Source organism: Hydrogenophaga crassostreae (assembly GCF_001761385.1).
Classification (GTDB): Bacteria; Pseudomonadota; Gammaproteobacteria; order Burkholderiales; family Burkholderiaceae_C; genus Hydrogenophaga; species Hydrogenophaga crassostreae.
Genome location: NZ_CP017476.1, coordinates 4414712 through 4429982 on the forward strand (window position 1 = coordinate 4414712; position 15271 = coordinate 4429982).

Here is a 15271-nt window from a genome sequence, read left to right on the forward strand (position 1 = left end):
GGCACACGCTTGAACCGGCTGTTGCGTGCCTTGCTCTGGCCATTGAAATGGCTGCTGGCGCTGCTCATCCTTTTTGAAGAGTGGGGCTGGGAACCACTGCAGCGCTGGCTGGCGCGCGTCGCCATGTGGCCGAGCTTGCGCTGGCTTGACGCGGCCATTCGCCGCCTGCCACCGTACGCGGCGCTGGCTTTGCTGGGTGGCCCCGCGCTGACCTTGCTGCCCATCAAGTTGCTGGCGCTGTGGCTGATAGGGCAGGGGCACGCGGTCTCGGGCTTGATGGTGATCCTGGCCGCCAAAGTGCTCGGCACGGCAGTCGTGGCCCATCTGTTTGCCCTGACGCAACCCGCCTTGATGCGGCTGGACTGGTTCGCTTGGCGCTACACCCGGTGGACCCAGTGGAAAGACCGGCTGCTGAACCAGGTGCGCGCTTCGGTACCCTGGCGAACCGCTCGCATATGGCGACGACAGGCGCTCAGACAGTGGCATCGCTGGACACGACCATGAACGCCAACCCACGCCATCCCGGCAGGACCGCCACCATCGCTTCAAGCGGCTGGATGGCGCATGTACCAGGAAGTTCTTTTGCTTCTCTGCTTGACACCTATGCAGCAAGCAAACCGCACGCAACGCGTTTAAGCTGAGCCCCATGATCCAAGCCCACGTCCCGCGCCACATCCTGCCCGTGCTCGTGCTAGCGCAGTTCGCCGGCACGTCGCCGTGGTTCGCAGTGAACGCCGTGATGCCCGACTTGCAGCGCGAACTGGGCTGGGCCAACGCCGCGGTGGGCGCGCTCACCTCGTCGCTGCAACTGGGCTTCATCATTGGCACGCTGGTCTTCGCCTTGCTCGCCATCGCCGACCGGTTTTCGGCGCGCCGCGTGTTCCTGATTTGCGCCTTGGCCAGCGCGGCCTGTACCGTGGGCGCCTGGGCCATGGTGCGCAACTACGAGGCCTTGATGGCCTGGCGCTTTGCCACCGGTTTTTTCCTGGCAGGCATTTACCCCGTGGGCATGAAGATCGCCGCCCAGTGGTACACCAAAGGCCTGGGCGGCGCGCTCGGCCTTTTGATAGGCGCGTTGGTGGTGGGTTCGGCGAGTGCTCACGCGCTGCGCGCCCTGGGTGACGCCCTGCCCTGGCCCACGCTGATGCTGGGCGTGGCGTCGCTCGCAGCGGCTGGTGGCCTGCTGCTGTTTTTTGCCACCCACGATGCGCCCAACGTCCACGCCAAGGTCAGCACCTTGCAATGGCGCGCCCTCGCCTCACTGTGGACCGACAGCCGTGTGCGAGCCTCGGTGCTGGGCTACTTTGGCCACATGTGGGAGCTCTACACCATGTGGGTCATGGTGCCGCTGATTCTGGCCACCCGACTGCAAGGTGCAGCACTGTCGTGGACGGCGTTTTTGATCTTGGGCGCAGGTGCCCTGGGTTGTGCCATTGGCGGCTGGGTGGCGCAGCGCTGGGGCAGTGCACGGGTGGCGGGGGTGCAGCTGAGCCTGAGCGGCCTGTGTTGCCTGGCCACGCCCTGGATGCTGGGAGCCGGCGACGCGATTTTCTATGCCTGGCTGGTGCTCTGGGGCATCACCGTAGCCGGTGATTCGCCACAATTTTCCACCCTCACCGCACGCAACGCGCCACCCCAGGCTGTGGGCAGCGTGCTCACGCTCACCAACAGCATCGGCTTCGCCATCTCCATCGCCAGCATTTTGCTGTTTGTGTCTTTGAGCGAAACCGTGCCGCTGAGTTCGTTGCTGCCCTGGCTGGCCATCGGCCCGGCGCTTGGGCTGTGGGCGTTGAGCCCCTTGTTGCGCGACGAATTCCGCCCCCCACCAGTGCGGGTCAGCGCCTGACGCTTGCACCTTGAATCAGAACTCGAACCAGCTGAGCAGCCCCTAGACTGGGACCCCGGCCACGTCGGGGGCATCACCTTCCTCCACTGCTTTGACCGCTTCATTCACTTGAAGCGTCTCGGGCGCTGGAGCGTCCTCGCGCCTGGCACTCGCCCCACAACTGAAACAGAACAAGGCAAACGCGCTCTTGCGGGCTTTGCAGTGGGCGCATTGGTCAAACAGGCACAGACCGCAGTGCGGGCAGAAATCGGTTTTCCCGTCTTTCAGGTCGACGGTGCGCTCACAACCCGGGCACACGTTTTTGCTTAGCCGGGTCAGCGCCAGATCGTAATTCATGTCTTTTCGGCGCTGGGTATCGGGCAGCGCTTCGGCCTGTTTTTGTCGCTCCAGGTAGCGCTGCAAAGCCTGGATCGCATAGCGGCCGCCCACCACCGTGAGAACGATGCCCACCAGGTAACGCACGTACCCGCCGTAACTCGGCAAGTAAGGCACCAGCTCCACAAAGAAGGCGAACAATGCGAAGAAGATGAAACCCCACACAAACGGCCAATAGGTGCTTTTGCGCTTTGTGGCAAACAGCCAGCCCGCCGCGACCAACAGAGGCAGCGTCAACGCCAGGCGGTACAAAAACACCCGTAGCTCTTGCGCACGCTGCGCCTCTCGCAGGTTGGCGCTTGCCGCCTCCTCCATCTCGCGCAGCTCGGACTCTCCACGGCTCTGCGCCTGGCGCGCGTTGAGCGCCGCCTGTTGCTGCGCCTCAACCGCACCCTGGGCTTCGCGCTCGGCTTTGCGCAAAACATCCAGCTCGCGGGTGCGCTCCAGCAACGCCTGGTCTTGCTCGGCGCGCTCGGTCACCCGCCGCGTGGCCAACCAGTTGCTGAACGTCTCTCGCGCCGCGCGGTTGTCCGCCTGCGCGGCCTGCAGCCCAAGCTGCGCCTGCTCTAACCCGTCTTGCGCTACCTTGCTGGCCTGGCGTGCGCCCAGAATCTGGGCGTTCACCGCCGTGCGCTGCTCCGGATCCATGAAGTCTTCAAGCTGGTGGCGCTGTTCCACGCGCGGCAGATCCCCTACCACCGTGCTGCCCAACCCGACCAGAAACCAGGCAAAAATAAAGGCCACCAGCCACAGGCCGCGGTGGAACCACTTTTCAGACAGCCGCAACGATTTGCTCATGTTCTTTTCCTCACTCCGTTGGTATTTCCAGAAATCAATGTGATGCGATCAAAGGCCAAGTGTCTGCGGCTTTGACGCCATGCCGGTGCGCTCCAGCCATTCAAACATCGAATCCACCGTCACCGTCTCGATGCGGTCAGAAAAGCGCTTGGCGTTGGGATGGTCATCGAATGCGACATTGGCCTTGCTCACCCGCGCGCCCAGGCGGCTCAACGCACTTATGTGCAACACCGTGGGTTGGTAGCCCTTGAACCGGAGCCAGGCCTGCGCCTGCGAACGGCTGGCGATGCCGGGCTCACTGGCCATGGCCAAGGTTTCCAGCGCCCACTGGTTGGACTGCTGGTAACGCGTGCTCCAGGGGTAGCTCACCAAGTTATAGGCCCGCGTGTTCAGGCGCGCGCTGCGCTCCGGGCTGGTCAACAGTGTGTACAAAGGCGCTTGCAGCACAGGCACCGCGACAGCCCAGGCGGCCTGGTAACGCCAGGGGTTGTCCATGAAAAACTCGCCAAGCCCCTGCCGGTACAAGGCCGCCGAATCGGTGTCGCAGGCATTGAGCTTGTGCAACACCCGCCAAGGGCCCTCGGGGGTTTTGTAAGCCCAACCGAGGTGCGAATACCGCAAGCCATATTTGCTCAAATCCTGCCCGACCCGCGCCAACACCACCACGCGAGCGCCACTGCGCTCGAACTCCGCATCAAGTGCGGCTGAGGTGCGCTGCGCCAAGGTCATGGCGCTGGTGATCGAGCGCGCGGTGAGTGGCTTGTTTTCGCAGGTTTGGCCAGCCCGAGCAGTCGGGGCAGAAAGCAACAAGACAGCCGCCGCAACAGACGACAGAAAAGAACCAAAGGATTTCATGAAAAGCTCCTGAGTGCGAAGCGCCAATACACAACGCATGAGAAAACGCCAACCCGGAATGCCGTGGAACCGGCTCCGCCGGACCACAGGCTTTGCCCCCTTGAGGAGGTGACGCGCGATGCACGGCGCAGGGGTGGGTCAATTCGTTAATTTTTCGTTGTGCAACAAGGCCCGGCCCAGCTCATTCGGAATAAACGCCAACACCTCGCCCGCCGTCGAAAGCAACAAACCGGAGCCGATCGCGCTGACCGCCACCACCGTCCCAACGCCCATCACCACGCCCGAGGCCACATGTCCGGCGACCCGCACACTGGCTCGAGCACCATCCGACGCCCGCTCTAGTAAATAGAGGGTGCCACTGGCGGTCACCTCCACCGCCTTCACCACCAGCGAAGCGCCCACCACCGAAAACGCCACCGGCACCACGCTCACCGCAGCGCCCGCCACGGCCACGCTGCCTGCGGCGGCAGACCCTGTGCCCACCACCGACGCCACGGGCAATGCCGACAGCATCAGCGAGGCTTCGCTCTGTGCTCGCGCAGGGCCAGCTGCGAGCGACAAGGCCAGAGCGCCAGCCAACCAGACACCTTTGAGGTTGAAGTTCTTCAAGTACATGGTGTGAATCTCCTGTCAAATGTTGGGAAATGTGAAGCTCAGAATCAGCTGGCAATCAAGCCGCGGCATCGGCGTTGGCCGAATTCACCGCAGGGCCCGAGCGCTCCTGCGCTTCCGACAAATCGGCCTCGTGGCGGTCGCGCAGGGTCTTGGCGAGCGTGAAGGCCGAGGTCACCAGGTACAACCAGCTCACACCAAGGTAGGCGCGGTAGGTGACATTCACATCCATGCGCAGCAAGCCCCAGCCCGTCAACCCCATGGCCACGGCGAAGCCGCCCCACACCACCAGCCGCCACATTGGCGTTTCCGCCTCGCCTGATATCTGCGCCTTCTGCGTGTCGCGCACCGCCTTGGACAACACGAACACCGTGGACAAACAAAACACATAACCCATCACCATGAACGCCCGGTCCAGCGCCTCGCCCGGCAAATACGCCAGACCGGTGGCACACAGAAAAACGGCGATGCCGAAAGAGACCCACACCTGGAGTTGCCAGGCGCGGGAATCGCGCATCACGATGAGAGGGAAACGGTTGTTTGCTGTCGACGTAGCCATGTAAACCTCAATGGGTTGTTGAACACGGCGCGATGGTGGTGCTGAGCACAGCAACAAGCATCGGATTTATGAAGCCGCCACACAACGATGGACCCAAAGAATCGAAATTCGATACTTTTTATGCCCATCAGGTGAAGCGGCGAATCGTGGACAGGCGTCGGCCTCATGAAAATCGACCACCACCGTGGTGCGGGGCAGGAGGTCACCCCGTGAGGATCGGACGCAGGGTTTCGATTTCCTCGACGATGAACTCGAAGAACGCACTCACGCGCGGCGTGCGGCGCAGCTCGGGCGTGGTGAGCATGCGCCAGATCCGGGTCAGCCCGGACACCGGCCCGAATACCCGCACAAGATCGGGTTCTGCGTCCCCCAGGGCCATGGGCAGCGCGCCAACCCCGAGACCCGCCTTCACCGAATAGATCAGCCCCAGCACGCTGCTGCTGCGCGAAGCCAGATCAGCGTTCGGCGCCACCTCATGCAGCCACAACGACAAGCGGTGTTTCGCCATGGAGGTGTCGAAGCCCACCAACGCATGGCTGGCGAGATCGTCGATACGCTCGGGCTGACCATGTTGCGCGATGTAGGCCTTGCTTGCATAAACCGCCCAGACGGAGTCACCGATCTTGCGGCCTACCAGTTCCCCGTCGTCGGTATCGCCCGAGCGCAGCGCCACATCGGCGTCGCCCTGGCGCAGGTCCACGTATTTGTCGCTCATCACGAACTGCACCCTGAGCGCCGGGTGCCGCGCATGAAACCGGTCAAGCAACCCTGTCTGGGTGATGCGGTTGACGATGGGTTCGGGGCAGGTCATGCGGATCACACCCGTGGTTTCGCCAGCGAGGGTCTGGACTTGGCGCTCGAATGACAGGGCTGCGCTCTCGACCGACTCGGCGAACGGCAGCATCTCCTGCCCGAACTCGGTGAGTTGGTAACCCGTGGGCTGGCGCTGTACCAGCGACTGGCCGATCTTGCGCTCCAGCTCGGTCAGGCGGCGCTGAACCGTGGACTGGTCGACCCCCAGCGCGCGTCCTGCGGCCAGCGTGCTGCCATGGTGGGCCACAGCGAGGAAGTGCTGGAGATCATCCCAATGAAACCGGGTCGGACTGTGCATAACTGCGGCCCCCTCTTGCAAAGTTGCGCCTTACGAACGCTCACCCGGCACCGTAGGCTGTGGACACATCGACACCTGTTCGATGGCCGTCCACGAACCCCAGGAGCCGACGCCATGACAACGAACCCATTGTGTGCCTCCCGCAAAGCGCGGCATAGCCCCCGCTGGCCCAAACCGCTAGCCTTCGTGCTTTTCTTTTCCATGTTCGGCATGGTCAACGGCGCTGAGCTCAGCGTGACCGTCGAGGCCAACCAGCCCAACGTGGTCGCGTACTGGAATCAGATCGCCAACACAACCGTGCTGGCGCCATCGACCACCAACACCACCGCTGAAGAACAGCGCCCGTCTTACCAGGTCGATCTGGCCAGCGTGCATGTGGCGATTTACGACGCGGTCATCGCCATCGATGGCCGCTACAAGGCGTTTGCCGTCCAGCCCAAGGTGTCACCCACTGGTGCTTCGATGGACGCCGCAGCCAGCGCGGCGGCCTATGGTGTGCTGCACGCGCTGTTCCCGAATCGCAGCGCCCACTACCAGGCTGCATACGACAGCCGCATCGCCGCGATCCCCGATGGCGACGCCAAAACCAGAGGCCTCGCGCTGGGCAGAGAAGTCGCTTCGGGCGTGGTCAAGCTGCGCGCCAACGATGGCCGCAGCGTGGCGCTGGCGCCCTACATTTCAGGCACCGATGCGGGCCAATTCCGCAGCGCTGGCCCCAACCCCTTCAACCGCTACGTGACTTCCATCAAGCCCTTCTCGCTCACTCGGCTTGACCAGTTCCGTCCACCGCCGCCACCGGCATTGAACAGTGCTGCCTACGCCGCAGCAGTCGAAGAAACCCGGTTGCTCGGCGGTACCATCAGCGCGGCGCGCACGCCCGAGCAGCTGGAAACTGCGCGATTCCACTCAGACCCACCCGGCCCTTTCGTCACACGCAACCTGGGCCGCTTTGCGGCGAGCACGGGGGATGTAGCCGAGGCCGCCCGGCTGATGGCCTTCATTTATGTCGTGCATGCCGATGCCATAGGCGCCTGCTTCGAGGCCAAGTACCACTACGCTGCCTGGCGGCCCATGAGCGCGATCACCATGGCCGATACCGACGGCAACGACGCCACGCAGATCGATGCCGGATGGACCCCGGTGTTGCCCACGCCCAACCACCCAGAATACCCGGCCGCCCACGCCTGCACCTCAGGCGGCCTGGGCGAAACCCTGCTGCGCTACCACGGCACCCACAACGTGGCCTACACCTGGGACAGCAGGACCACCGGAACGACACGCAGCTACGCCACCACCGACGCACTCGACGCCGAAAGCCAGATTGCCCGCATCGCCGGCGGCATGCACTTCAGGTTCTCAACCGACGCCGGCGTGACCCTTGGCAAACAGGTTGCCCAGTGGGTCGCCGATCACCACTTTGCACGCCGGGAGTAACCGCCATGACCAACACCACCCAAAACGCGACCCGCGCCCAGTGGGACCGCGCCGCCCCCGGCTGGAACGCACACGGCTCGCTGATCGGCGCCTGGCTCGCCAGGGCCACCGAGGGCATGCTCGGCATGGCCGCCATCGACCCTGGCTCACGGGTGCTCGATGTTGCCGCCGGCGCTGGCGAACAAACGCTGTTGATCGCGCGCCGCGTAGGCCCCACCGGCAGCGTGCTCGCCACCGACCTGTCGCCCGCGATCCTCGCGCTGGCCGAAGACAACGCGCGAAGCGCTGGCTTGTCGAATGTGCAGTTTCAGATCGCCGACGGTGAAGACCTGCAGGTTGGGCCCGCCAGCTTCGACGCCGTGGTCTGCCGGCTCGGGCTGATGCTGTTTGGCGACCCGATGTGCGCCCTGGGCGAGATGCACCGGGCACTCAAGCCCGGCGGACACATCTGCACCCTGGTGTTCTCCCAACCCGGGCGCAACCCCTGCATCACCACCCTCATGTCAACGGCCCTGCAGCACGCCGGCTTGCCCGCCCCCAGCCCTTTCACACCGGGTGGCCTGCTCAGCCTCGGCCGACCCGGCTTGACCGATGAACTGTTTGCTGCGGCAGGCTTCAGCCACGTGGCCACGACCCGACTCGACGCCCCTTTTCGCATGCCGTCTGCCAAGGCCTATCTCGATTTTGTTCGCACCTCGGCGAGCCCGATCCAGCACATCTTGGGTCGCCTCGACGAACCAAACCGGGAGCGGGCCTGGGCCGACATGGAAGAAAAGTTGTCCATCTACACCACGCCCTGGGGCTGGGAAGGGCCCAACGAACTGCTGCTGACGGCAGGGCGGCGGTGAACGTTGCCGCCAGAGTGGTCAGATCGATCCCCGACAGTCCATCGTTCGAGGAACCGCCATGAAACATACCCAACGACTAACGACCCGGTGGCTGGACCGTGCCCATGTGTGCGCCGCATTGGGCACACCCTGTTTCGCGGTGGAGCCACCAGAGCGCCAATCAGAAAACCCGAGGGTCGTTGGCATCGGTGGCAACCAACCGCTGGCCCGTGCTGACCGAGGTTCGCTTGCGCTGCGCGCGTTCAGTTTCATCCTCCTGTGTGCGCTGGGGCTGGTGATTGCAATTCGCGGAGGCGCTTTCGACCTGGGAGGCGTACAAGCCTTGTTGGCATCCATGTCGGCAGAGGTTGAAGCGCGCACCTTGATCATGCTGGCCCTGGTTTATGCGGTCGCACTGGCGTTGCCCTTTGTTCCCGGCATGGAGCTGGGGTTGTTGCTCATGGTGGCGTTTGGTCCACGCGGCGTCCTGCTCGTTTATGCGGCCAGCCTGCTCGGCCTGAGCCTGCCGTATGCGGTCGGTCGCTTGCTGCATGGCCGCCGGCCGCCGCAGCCATCGCAAGGCCTTGACGCCCAGGCCGCACCCGGCCAAGACGCGACCAGCGAACTGCAATCGCTGGTTTCGAGCCATCGACTGACGTGCTGCTTGCCCATTCGCCTGATCGGTTGGTTGACCGCGCACCGGTATCTGGCATTGGCCATCGGCCTCAACCTGCCGGGCAACATGGTCTTCGGCGGCGGCGGCGGCATCGCCCTGCTCTGCGGCGCGAGCGGCCAATACCGCTATCGGCGCTTCCTCATCACCGTTGCCATCGCCGTATCGCCAATGCCGATCCTGATGCAACTGGGGTTCCTCGGACTTGAATTCAACCAACTTGCACCCCAGTTGATTGGCGAAAGGTTGGGGTGTTTGAACACAGCGAAGGGCAACAAGTGGGCGTGAAGCGCTGCCGACCATCGCAAGCAAACAAGCCAGCCTGTCACCCAACTCTGGTTGGGACCGCATATAAACTGGTCCCCCATGGTGCGTTCGCATGGACGCCAGACCCAAGACCCACCCCAATCACACGATGAAAATCATTGACGAGATGCTGAACCTGGCATTGCTCTCCGCCGATCAACACCAGCAAATCAGCGCCTGGATGGCCCATGCAGATACACCCGAAGACATCCTGAAGATGCCCGCACCGCTGTGGCGCGCGGTCGAGCGTGCCAGCGAAATCATGGGCATTGACGATGATCTGATGCGCCCGCCCTCTTTGGACGCCGACGATATGGTCTGCCTCTAGCCGTTGCTTTCTCAGCTTGCGGCATCCCCAACTGTCGGATCCTGGACCGAAGCGACGGTGGCTCACTGGGCGCAGCGAACGCTCAACGCCTGAACTCTATGGCTGCCGAAAACAGCTCGAAAAGACAAATGGTCAGGTACAACCGGCCCTGCACGGCGGATTGGATGAGCGACGGTGATAGTCCGTGACAAGGCCACTGGCCACCTTAACCTCACAGCAGTCGAGCAGCGTTGCTTTGAGCATGACCCTCGCTCGACTGGCTCGGCTCTTGATCGCGGACAAAGACAGTCCTTTCTCGTCAGCCAGGGTTTGCATGGTTTTCCCGTCAAAGTCGGTGGCCAGCAAAGTATCGCGATAAATGGCGGGGAGCTGCCGGGCAAGCGGCCTGAGACACAGGGCGAGCTCCTGATGCAAAAGCTCATCACGGTCCTGATGCCCGTCTGGCAGGTTCTCGTCCAACGCCACGGTATGAGGCTGTGCCGAGCGATAGTGGTCAACCACGGTAGTGCGGGCTGCGGCATAGAGCCATCCCGTGAGGTTCTTTGGCGCCCGGTTGGCGGAAATCGCGACCGATGCCTTAACGAAAACATCTTGAATCAGGTCTTCAATCAGGTTTGGATCGCTCACGCGCCTGCGCAAGTAATTGCGCAGGCTGGTTCGCAGTGCGGCGTAGGACGCGCCAAGGTCCACTGAAACACTTGGCGCGTCCCGCGGGGTTTCCTCTTCAGCCACAACAAGCTCCCTGAGTAGCGGAGGAATCGGCCGGAATGCAGCAAGCCGCCTTGGCAGGTGGCGCATCCCGATCCGACCCGCGGACGGGAATGCAGCATGCGCCCGCTTGATTTTCCGTATCGATGCCAAACCCGACGGCATCAGACATGGTGTGAAAATGCTCCCACGCAAGCCCTTGCGGATCGATCGTCCAGTGCTTTTCGCTATCGGAATAGCAACAAGCGGACACTCCCTGTTCCAACACCGCTCCCGACGATGCAGCGGCAGCCAACCTCTTCAATTCAGCAAGTTCTTCCGCTGAATCCACCTGAAAGCCGAAGTGGTTCACGCCGACCGCGTGGCCTCTCGCTGAAATCGCGAAATTGATTCGAGGATCTTCAAGCATCCACTTCGCGTAGTCATCTCGCATTTTTGTAGGTGGGTGGCCGAAAAGCTTGCTGTAGAAGTCGATGCTGGTTTCAAGGTTCTCTACTGCAACGTGGGCGTGAAAGCGCTTCATGTATGGCTCCTGTCTGGTCGCATCAAGATGGATGCTCCTGTATAGACGCAGACGCGCCCAAAAGGTCGCAAGCGATGCAGCGCACAACGATTGGCCCGCGAATCCGCAGAGCTAACGGCCAGATGGCCGTTCTGCGCCGAGCCTCAGCCGGTTTTTTCCCCGATCATGTGTGACCCGCGAACGTGACCGGCAGGCAAGCAAGCCACGCCCTGCGTGAACGCCCCGTTTTACACCCCCAACTGGTCCCGCATCTGGTACCACAGCGCACCGATGGCCGTGAAGGGCACGCGGAACAGGCGCCCGCCGGGGAACGGGTGGTGCGGCAGGCGGGAGAAGGCGCCAAAACGGGAGGCGTCGCCCTTGATCGCTTCGCCCAAAACGCGGCCAATCAGGTGGGTGAAGGTGATGCCGTGGCCAGAGCAGCCCTGGGAGTAATAGATGTTGGGCGCGAGCGTGCCCACTTGCGGCATGCGCGAGAGGGTAAGCAGGAAGTTGCCGGTCCAGCCGAAATCCACCTTCACATCCTTGAGCTGGGGAAACACTTTTTCCATTTGCGGGCGAATGAGCGAAGTGACTTCTTTAGGATCGCGTGCGCCGTAAACCACGCCGCCGCCAAACAGCATGCGTTTGTCGGCCGTGAGGCGGAAGTAGTCGAGCAGGAAGTTGTTGTCTTCCACGCAGTGGTCCGAAGGAACCAGCTCGTCGGCCAGTGCGCCCAGCGGCTCGGTGGTGATGATCTGGGTGCCGCAGGGCATGGACTTGGCGGCCAGTTTGGGCTCCAGATCGCCGATGTACGCGTTGCAGGCCACGATCACGTAGCGGGCACGCACGTTGCCCTGCGCGGTGCGCACGGTGGCGGGCTCGCCACGCTCGATCTTCACCACGGCGCAGTGCTCATAGATGGTTCCACCCAGGCTTTCCAGCGCGGTGGCTTCGCCCAGCGCCAGATTGAGCGGATGGAAATGGCCACCGGTGGGGTCGATGAGCAAGGCGCTGTAGCGGTCGGTGTTGACGTATTGGCGCACGTCGGCCGGGGTGTCAACGAGGGTCAAACCCGGGTGTCCGAGCTTCTCCCATAGCTTTTTCTGCTCGACCAGGCCTTTGGCCTTGCGCGGGCTGATGGCAGAGAAAATGCCGCCATCTTTCAGGTCGCAGTCGATGTTGTACTTGGCGACCCGCTCGCGGATCACCTGAGCGCCTTCAAACATCATGCCCGCCAGCGGCGCGGCCACGGCCTTGCCATAGCTGCGCTCGATCACGTCGATGTCGCGCGAAAAGCTGTGCACAATCTGCCCGCCGTTACGCCCCGAGGCACCCCAGCCCACGCGGGCCTGCTCCAGGATCACCACCTTCATCCCTGCTTCGGCCAGGGCAATGCCGGCGGACAGGCCGGTGTAACCCCCGCCCACGATGCAGACGTCGGCCTCGGTGCTGCCCTGCAGAGGTGGGCGCTCGGGCGACGGGTTGGCCGAATGGGCGTAATAAGAAGGGGCGTGGGACGTATCGTTTTGTGCGGCAGCGACCATGAGGCCTCCGGGAATTGGGCGGGCGGGCCATCGGCGCGACGGTGAGTCTGCGCGACAGCCTCTGAGGATTCTCGAGAGTATGGACGCAGCGGGCCGCGCCCACAGGTCCAGTCCAGCCCTCGGTCGACCACCCACTCGAGTGGCCACCCGGCTCAGCTCTGCGGCGGCGTCGCCTGCTCGTAGGCGCCGGCCGAATAGGTCAGCTCGTAGCTGTGGCTGTAGATCTCCAGGATGTTGCCGAACGGATCTTCCATGTAGACCATGCGGTAAGGCTTCTCGCCGGGGAAGTATTCGCGCACCGGCATGCGCTGCTTGCCGCCGGCGGCCACGATCTTGGCGGCCAGGCCTTCCACATCGGGGTCTTGCACGCAGAAGTGGAAGATGCCGGTTTTCCAGTATTCGAAGTTGTTCTCGGGTTTGACGGCGTTGCGGAACTCGAAGATCTCCACGCCGATGCGGTCACCGGTGGAGAGGTGGGCGATGCGAAACGAGCCCCAGCCGGCGCCAAAGACATCGGTGCACATGACGCCGATGGCCGAGTTGTCTTCGCTGATGGTGGTGGGCGCCATGATCAGGTACCAGCCCATGACCTCCGCGTAGAACTTGACGGCGGCGTCGAGATCGGTCACGGACAAACCGATGTGGGAAAAGCTGCGGGGGTAAACCATGGACATGGTGCGACCTTGTGTTGAATGGAAACAGCCAGTCTAAGAATCCATAGGCATAAACACAATGACGCTCAAGTGATGGCATTGATAAAATTTGCTTATGCTGAATCCACAATGGCTGCGCACCTTTTCCACCCTGGTGGAGCTGAGCAACTTCACCCGCACTGCAGAACGACTGGACCTGACACAGGCGGCGGTCAGCCAGCACGTGCAGCGGCTGGAAGAACGCCTGGGCTTGCTGCTGATCCGGCGCCCGCGCCAAATCGAGCTCACGCCGGCGGGTCATGCGCTGCTGGCCTATTGCGCCGAGGTCACCGCCGCAGACCAGCGGCTGCAGCAGCAGCTGTCAGCGACCGATGGCGAACAGGGTGAGGTGAGCCTGATCACCCCGGGCAGCATCGGCCTGGCGCTGCACCACCACCTGCTCGACATCCAGCAAGACTTGCCCGGTCTGAGCATTCGCCACCGCTTCGCGCCAGACGCCGATGTGCTGGCCGCCGTGCTGGAGAACCGTTTTGACCTCGGCCTGGCCACCCTCAAGCCAGCGGATGCACGCTTGAAGGTGGTGCGGTTTGCGCAAGAACCGCTGGAGCTGGTGGTGCCGGCGGGCCTGGCGGTCAACACCTGGGCCGATCTGGAGCGCCTGGGCTTCATCGACCACCCCGACGGCCAGGCCATGGCCGGGCGGCTGCTGAGCCGCCGATTCCCCGGCAGCCCGGGCGCGCACCGCTTGCCCTGCCGGGGCTTCACCAACCAGATCAGCCTGATTCTCGACCCCGTGGCGCGGGGCCTGGGCTTCAGCGTGTTGCCGCGTTATGCCCGCCTGGCGTTTGCGCAGCCCGAGCGCATACAGGTGATCGAAGGCGCGCCGCAGGTGGTGGACACCCTCTGGCTGTTGCACCGCGCCGAATGGCCTCTTTCGGCAAGGGCACAAACGGTGTTGCAACGCCTCAAGCCACATTTCGAACCCGACGCCTTGCAGCCACCCGGCTGACGCCCTCAGGCCAGCAGGCGCAGGGTTCGCAGGGCGCAAGCGGCCATGACAACCCGGCGACCAACAGGATTGGGCAAAGGTGACCCTGTTCACACGCTCACCGGGCAAAGAAGCCGATGCCCGCGCCCTGGGCGCCGACCACAGCCCCTCTGCCGCCACGCAGTTTGAACCGATCATCGACACCTTGCCCATGGCGCTCAAACGCAGGGCCGTGGCTGGCTCACTGATCGGTGGCATCGCCGAAACGCAGGAAATGCTCGATTTCTGCGGCCAACACGGCATCACGGCAGACATCGAGATGATCAAGATTCAGGACATCAATGCCGCCTTTGAGCGCGTGCTCAAGAGCGATGTGAAATACCGCTTTGTGATCGACATGGCGTCGCTGAAAGAGGCGGCCTGAAGGGCCACCGACACGCCACCGGCAGGTGTGGCGCCGGTTGGGTCGGAAAGCTGGACCACAAAGACGGCCAGCAAATCCGGTTCAGCGGCGCGATGCCTCGCGCTCCAGGTAGCCCAGGCAGAGAGACACCAATTGCCCACGCAAGGCGCGCAACAGCTTGGGTGGTGCACTGCCTTCCAGCATGGCCCGGGTGGGGCCTACCATGGCGGCGGAGAACATATAGGCCGTCAGGGCAAGGTCGTCGAAGCGTGCGTCGGCAGCGGTGTCCAGCATGGCCGACAGGTCTGCGTTGCTGCGCAGGCCAACCGACTTCACCAGTTCGACGGTGTCCAGCTCACTGGCCACCCGGTACAGCGCGCGCGCCTCGTCCACCCGCTCGGTCTTCACCCGCACAAAGGCCTCGACCACCACGTTCACCATGGTGGCCAAGGGTGCGTGATGCACCGAGCGGGCGGCTACTTCAACGGCATCGCCAACCCGGCTCAAATGCCGTTGCAGCACGGCGTACAACAGCGCCTGCTTGTTGGGAAAGTACTGGTACAGCGTACCGACCGAAACCCCGGCCCGCTCGGCAACACGGGTGGTGGTTAGGCGCGGCACGCCTTCGCTCAGCAAAACCTGAATAGCGGCCTCGAAGACCGCGTCCACGGTGACCAGAGACCGCGCCTGCTGCGCCTGTTTACGGGGCTTCAAGGCCCTGGGGGTTGGCATGGACATATGCGAAT

General features: G+C 63.4%; 18 protein-coding genes and 1 pseudogene. 9 read left to right on the plus strand and 10 right to left on the minus strand.

Annotation, left to right across the window (positions count from 1 at the left end; all coding sequences use genetic code 11):
* Positions 1-9: 9 nt before the first annotated feature.
* The 3 genes from LPB072_RS20465 to LPB072_RS20470 are packed head-to-tail and all read left to right on the plus strand — an operon-like array spanning position 10 to position 1846.
* On the plus strand, positions 10-504 hold the full coding sequence (locus tag LPB072_RS20465; RefSeq protein WP_066095718.1) for a hypothetical protein: 495 nt from the start codon (positions 10-12) through the stop codon (positions 502-504).
* Positions 501-641 (plus strand): hypothetical protein, encoded by a 141-nt coding sequence (locus tag LPB072_RS23990; protein WP_157559377.1) that lies wholly within the window; start codon positions 501-503, stop codon positions 639-641. The genes LPB072_RS20465 and LPB072_RS23990 overlap by 4 nt, the downstream gene beginning before the upstream one ends.
* A 5-nt stretch (positions 642-646) precedes the next feature.
* Positions 647-1846 carry an MFS transporter gene (locus LPB072_RS20470; protein ID WP_066095720.1) on the plus strand — a complete coding sequence of 400 codons (1200 nt, stop codon included), beginning with the start codon at positions 647-649 and terminating at the stop codon, positions 1844-1846.
* 42 nt (positions 1847-1888) lie between these two features.
* On the opposite strand, the gene LPB072_RS20475 is transcribed toward LPB072_RS20470, so the two are convergent.
* The 5 genes from LPB072_RS20475 to LPB072_RS20495 all read right to left on the minus strand — a co-directional run bounded on the left by LPB072_RS20475 (position 1889) and on the right by LPB072_RS20495 (position 6156).
* Complete coding sequence (locus tag LPB072_RS20475; protein WP_066095723.1) at positions 1889-3019, minus strand: serine endopeptidase; 1131 nt, start codon at positions 3017-3019, stop codon at positions 1889-1891.
* Between the two features lie 48 nt (positions 3020-3067).
* Complete coding sequence (locus LPB072_RS20480; RefSeq protein WP_066095726.1) at positions 3068-3874, minus strand: DUF2145 domain-containing protein; 807 nt, start codon at positions 3872-3874, stop codon at positions 3068-3070.
* A 138-nt stretch (positions 3875-4012) separates the two neighbouring features.
* Positions 4013-4489 (minus strand): hypothetical protein, encoded by a 477-nt coding sequence (locus LPB072_RS20485; RefSeq protein WP_066095729.1) that lies wholly within the window; start codon positions 4487-4489, stop codon positions 4013-4015.
* A gap of 55 nt (positions 4490-4544) precedes the next feature.
* A complete protein-coding gene (locus LPB072_RS20490; protein ID WP_066095731.1) occupies positions 4545-5045 on the minus strand; it encodes a YiaA/YiaB family inner membrane protein in 501 nt (166 codons plus the stop codon).
* A gap of 202 nt (positions 5046-5247) precedes the next feature.
* Positions 5248-6156, minus strand: a complete 909-nt coding sequence (locus LPB072_RS20495) for a LysR family transcriptional regulator (protein WP_066095733.1) — start codon at positions 6154-6156, stop codon at positions 5248-5250.
* 114 nt (positions 6157-6270) lie between these two features.
* Here LPB072_RS20495 and LPB072_RS20500 point away from each other — a divergent pair, with 114 nt between their 5' ends.
* From LPB072_RS20500 to LPB072_RS20515, 4 genes are all read left to right on the plus strand, one after another.
* Positions 6271-7590 carry a vanadium-dependent haloperoxidase gene (locus LPB072_RS20500; RefSeq protein WP_157559378.1) on the plus strand — a complete coding sequence of 440 codons (1320 nt, stop codon included), beginning with the start codon at positions 6271-6273 and terminating at the stop codon, positions 7588-7590.
* 5 nt (positions 7591-7595) lie between these two features.
* A complete protein-coding gene (locus tag LPB072_RS20505) occupies positions 7596-8438 on the plus strand; it encodes a class I SAM-dependent methyltransferase (protein ID WP_066095739.1) in 843 nt (280 codons plus the stop codon).
* Between the two features lie 58 nt (positions 8439-8496).
* Positions 8497-9378 (plus strand): hypothetical protein, encoded by an 882-nt coding sequence (locus LPB072_RS20510; RefSeq protein WP_157559379.1) that lies wholly within the window; start codon positions 8497-8499, stop codon positions 9376-9378.
* Between the two features lie 127 nt (positions 9379-9505).
* Positions 9506-9724 (plus strand): hypothetical protein, encoded by a 219-nt coding sequence (locus LPB072_RS20515; protein ID WP_066095870.1) that lies wholly within the window; start codon positions 9506-9508, stop codon positions 9722-9724.
* Positions 9725-9856: 132 nt separating this feature from the next.
* On the opposite strand, the gene LPB072_RS20520 is transcribed toward LPB072_RS20515, so the two are convergent.
* The 4 genes from LPB072_RS20520 to LPB072_RS20535 all read right to left on the minus strand — a co-directional run bounded on the left by LPB072_RS20520 (position 9857) and on the right by LPB072_RS20535 (position 13155).
* Complete coding sequence (locus tag LPB072_RS20520) at positions 9857-10456, minus strand: sigma-70 family RNA polymerase sigma factor (protein WP_066095745.1); 600 nt, start codon at positions 10454-10456, stop codon at positions 9857-9859.
* On the minus strand, positions 10449-10955 hold the full coding sequence (locus LPB072_RS20525; protein ID WP_066095747.1) for a VOC family protein: 507 nt from the start codon (positions 10953-10955) through the stop codon (positions 10449-10451). Before LPB072_RS20525 ends, LPB072_RS20520 begins: the two co-directional genes overlap by 8 nt.
* Before the next feature lie 227 nt (positions 10956-11182).
* Entirely contained in the window at positions 11183-12481 is a 1299-nt protein-coding gene (locus LPB072_RS20530; RefSeq protein WP_066095749.1) for an NAD(P)/FAD-dependent oxidoreductase, read from the minus strand.
* Positions 12482-12633: 152 nt separating this feature from the next.
* The gene (locus LPB072_RS20535; RefSeq protein WP_066095751.1) at positions 12634-13155 is read right to left on the minus strand and encodes a lactoylglutathione lyase family protein; all 522 of its coding nucleotides are present in this window, start codon (positions 13153-13155) and stop codon (positions 12634-12636) included.
* 94 nt (positions 13156-13249) lie between these two features.
* On the opposite strand from LPB072_RS20535, the gene LPB072_RS20540 reads away from it, so the two are divergent.
* Both LPB072_RS20540 and LPB072_RS20545 read left to right on the plus strand, forming a co-directional pair.
* Complete coding sequence (locus LPB072_RS20540) at positions 13250-14143, plus strand: LysR family transcriptional regulator (RefSeq protein WP_066095755.1); 894 nt, start codon at positions 13250-13252, stop codon at positions 14141-14143.
* A 73-nt stretch (positions 14144-14216) separates the two neighbouring features.
* Positions 14217-14546 (plus strand): annotated as a pseudogene (locus tag LPB072_RS20545) (NAD(P)-dependent alcohol dehydrogenase); the annotation flags it as partial.
* 81 nt (positions 14547-14627) lie between these two features.
* On the opposite strand, the gene LPB072_RS20550 reads toward LPB072_RS20545, so the two are convergent.
* Positions 14628-15263: a TetR/AcrR family transcriptional regulator gene (locus LPB072_RS20550; RefSeq protein ID WP_066095758.1), complete on the minus strand. Its 636-nt coding sequence runs from the start codon at positions 15261-15263 to the stop codon at positions 14628-14630.
* Positions 15264-15271 lie beyond the last annotated feature (8 nt).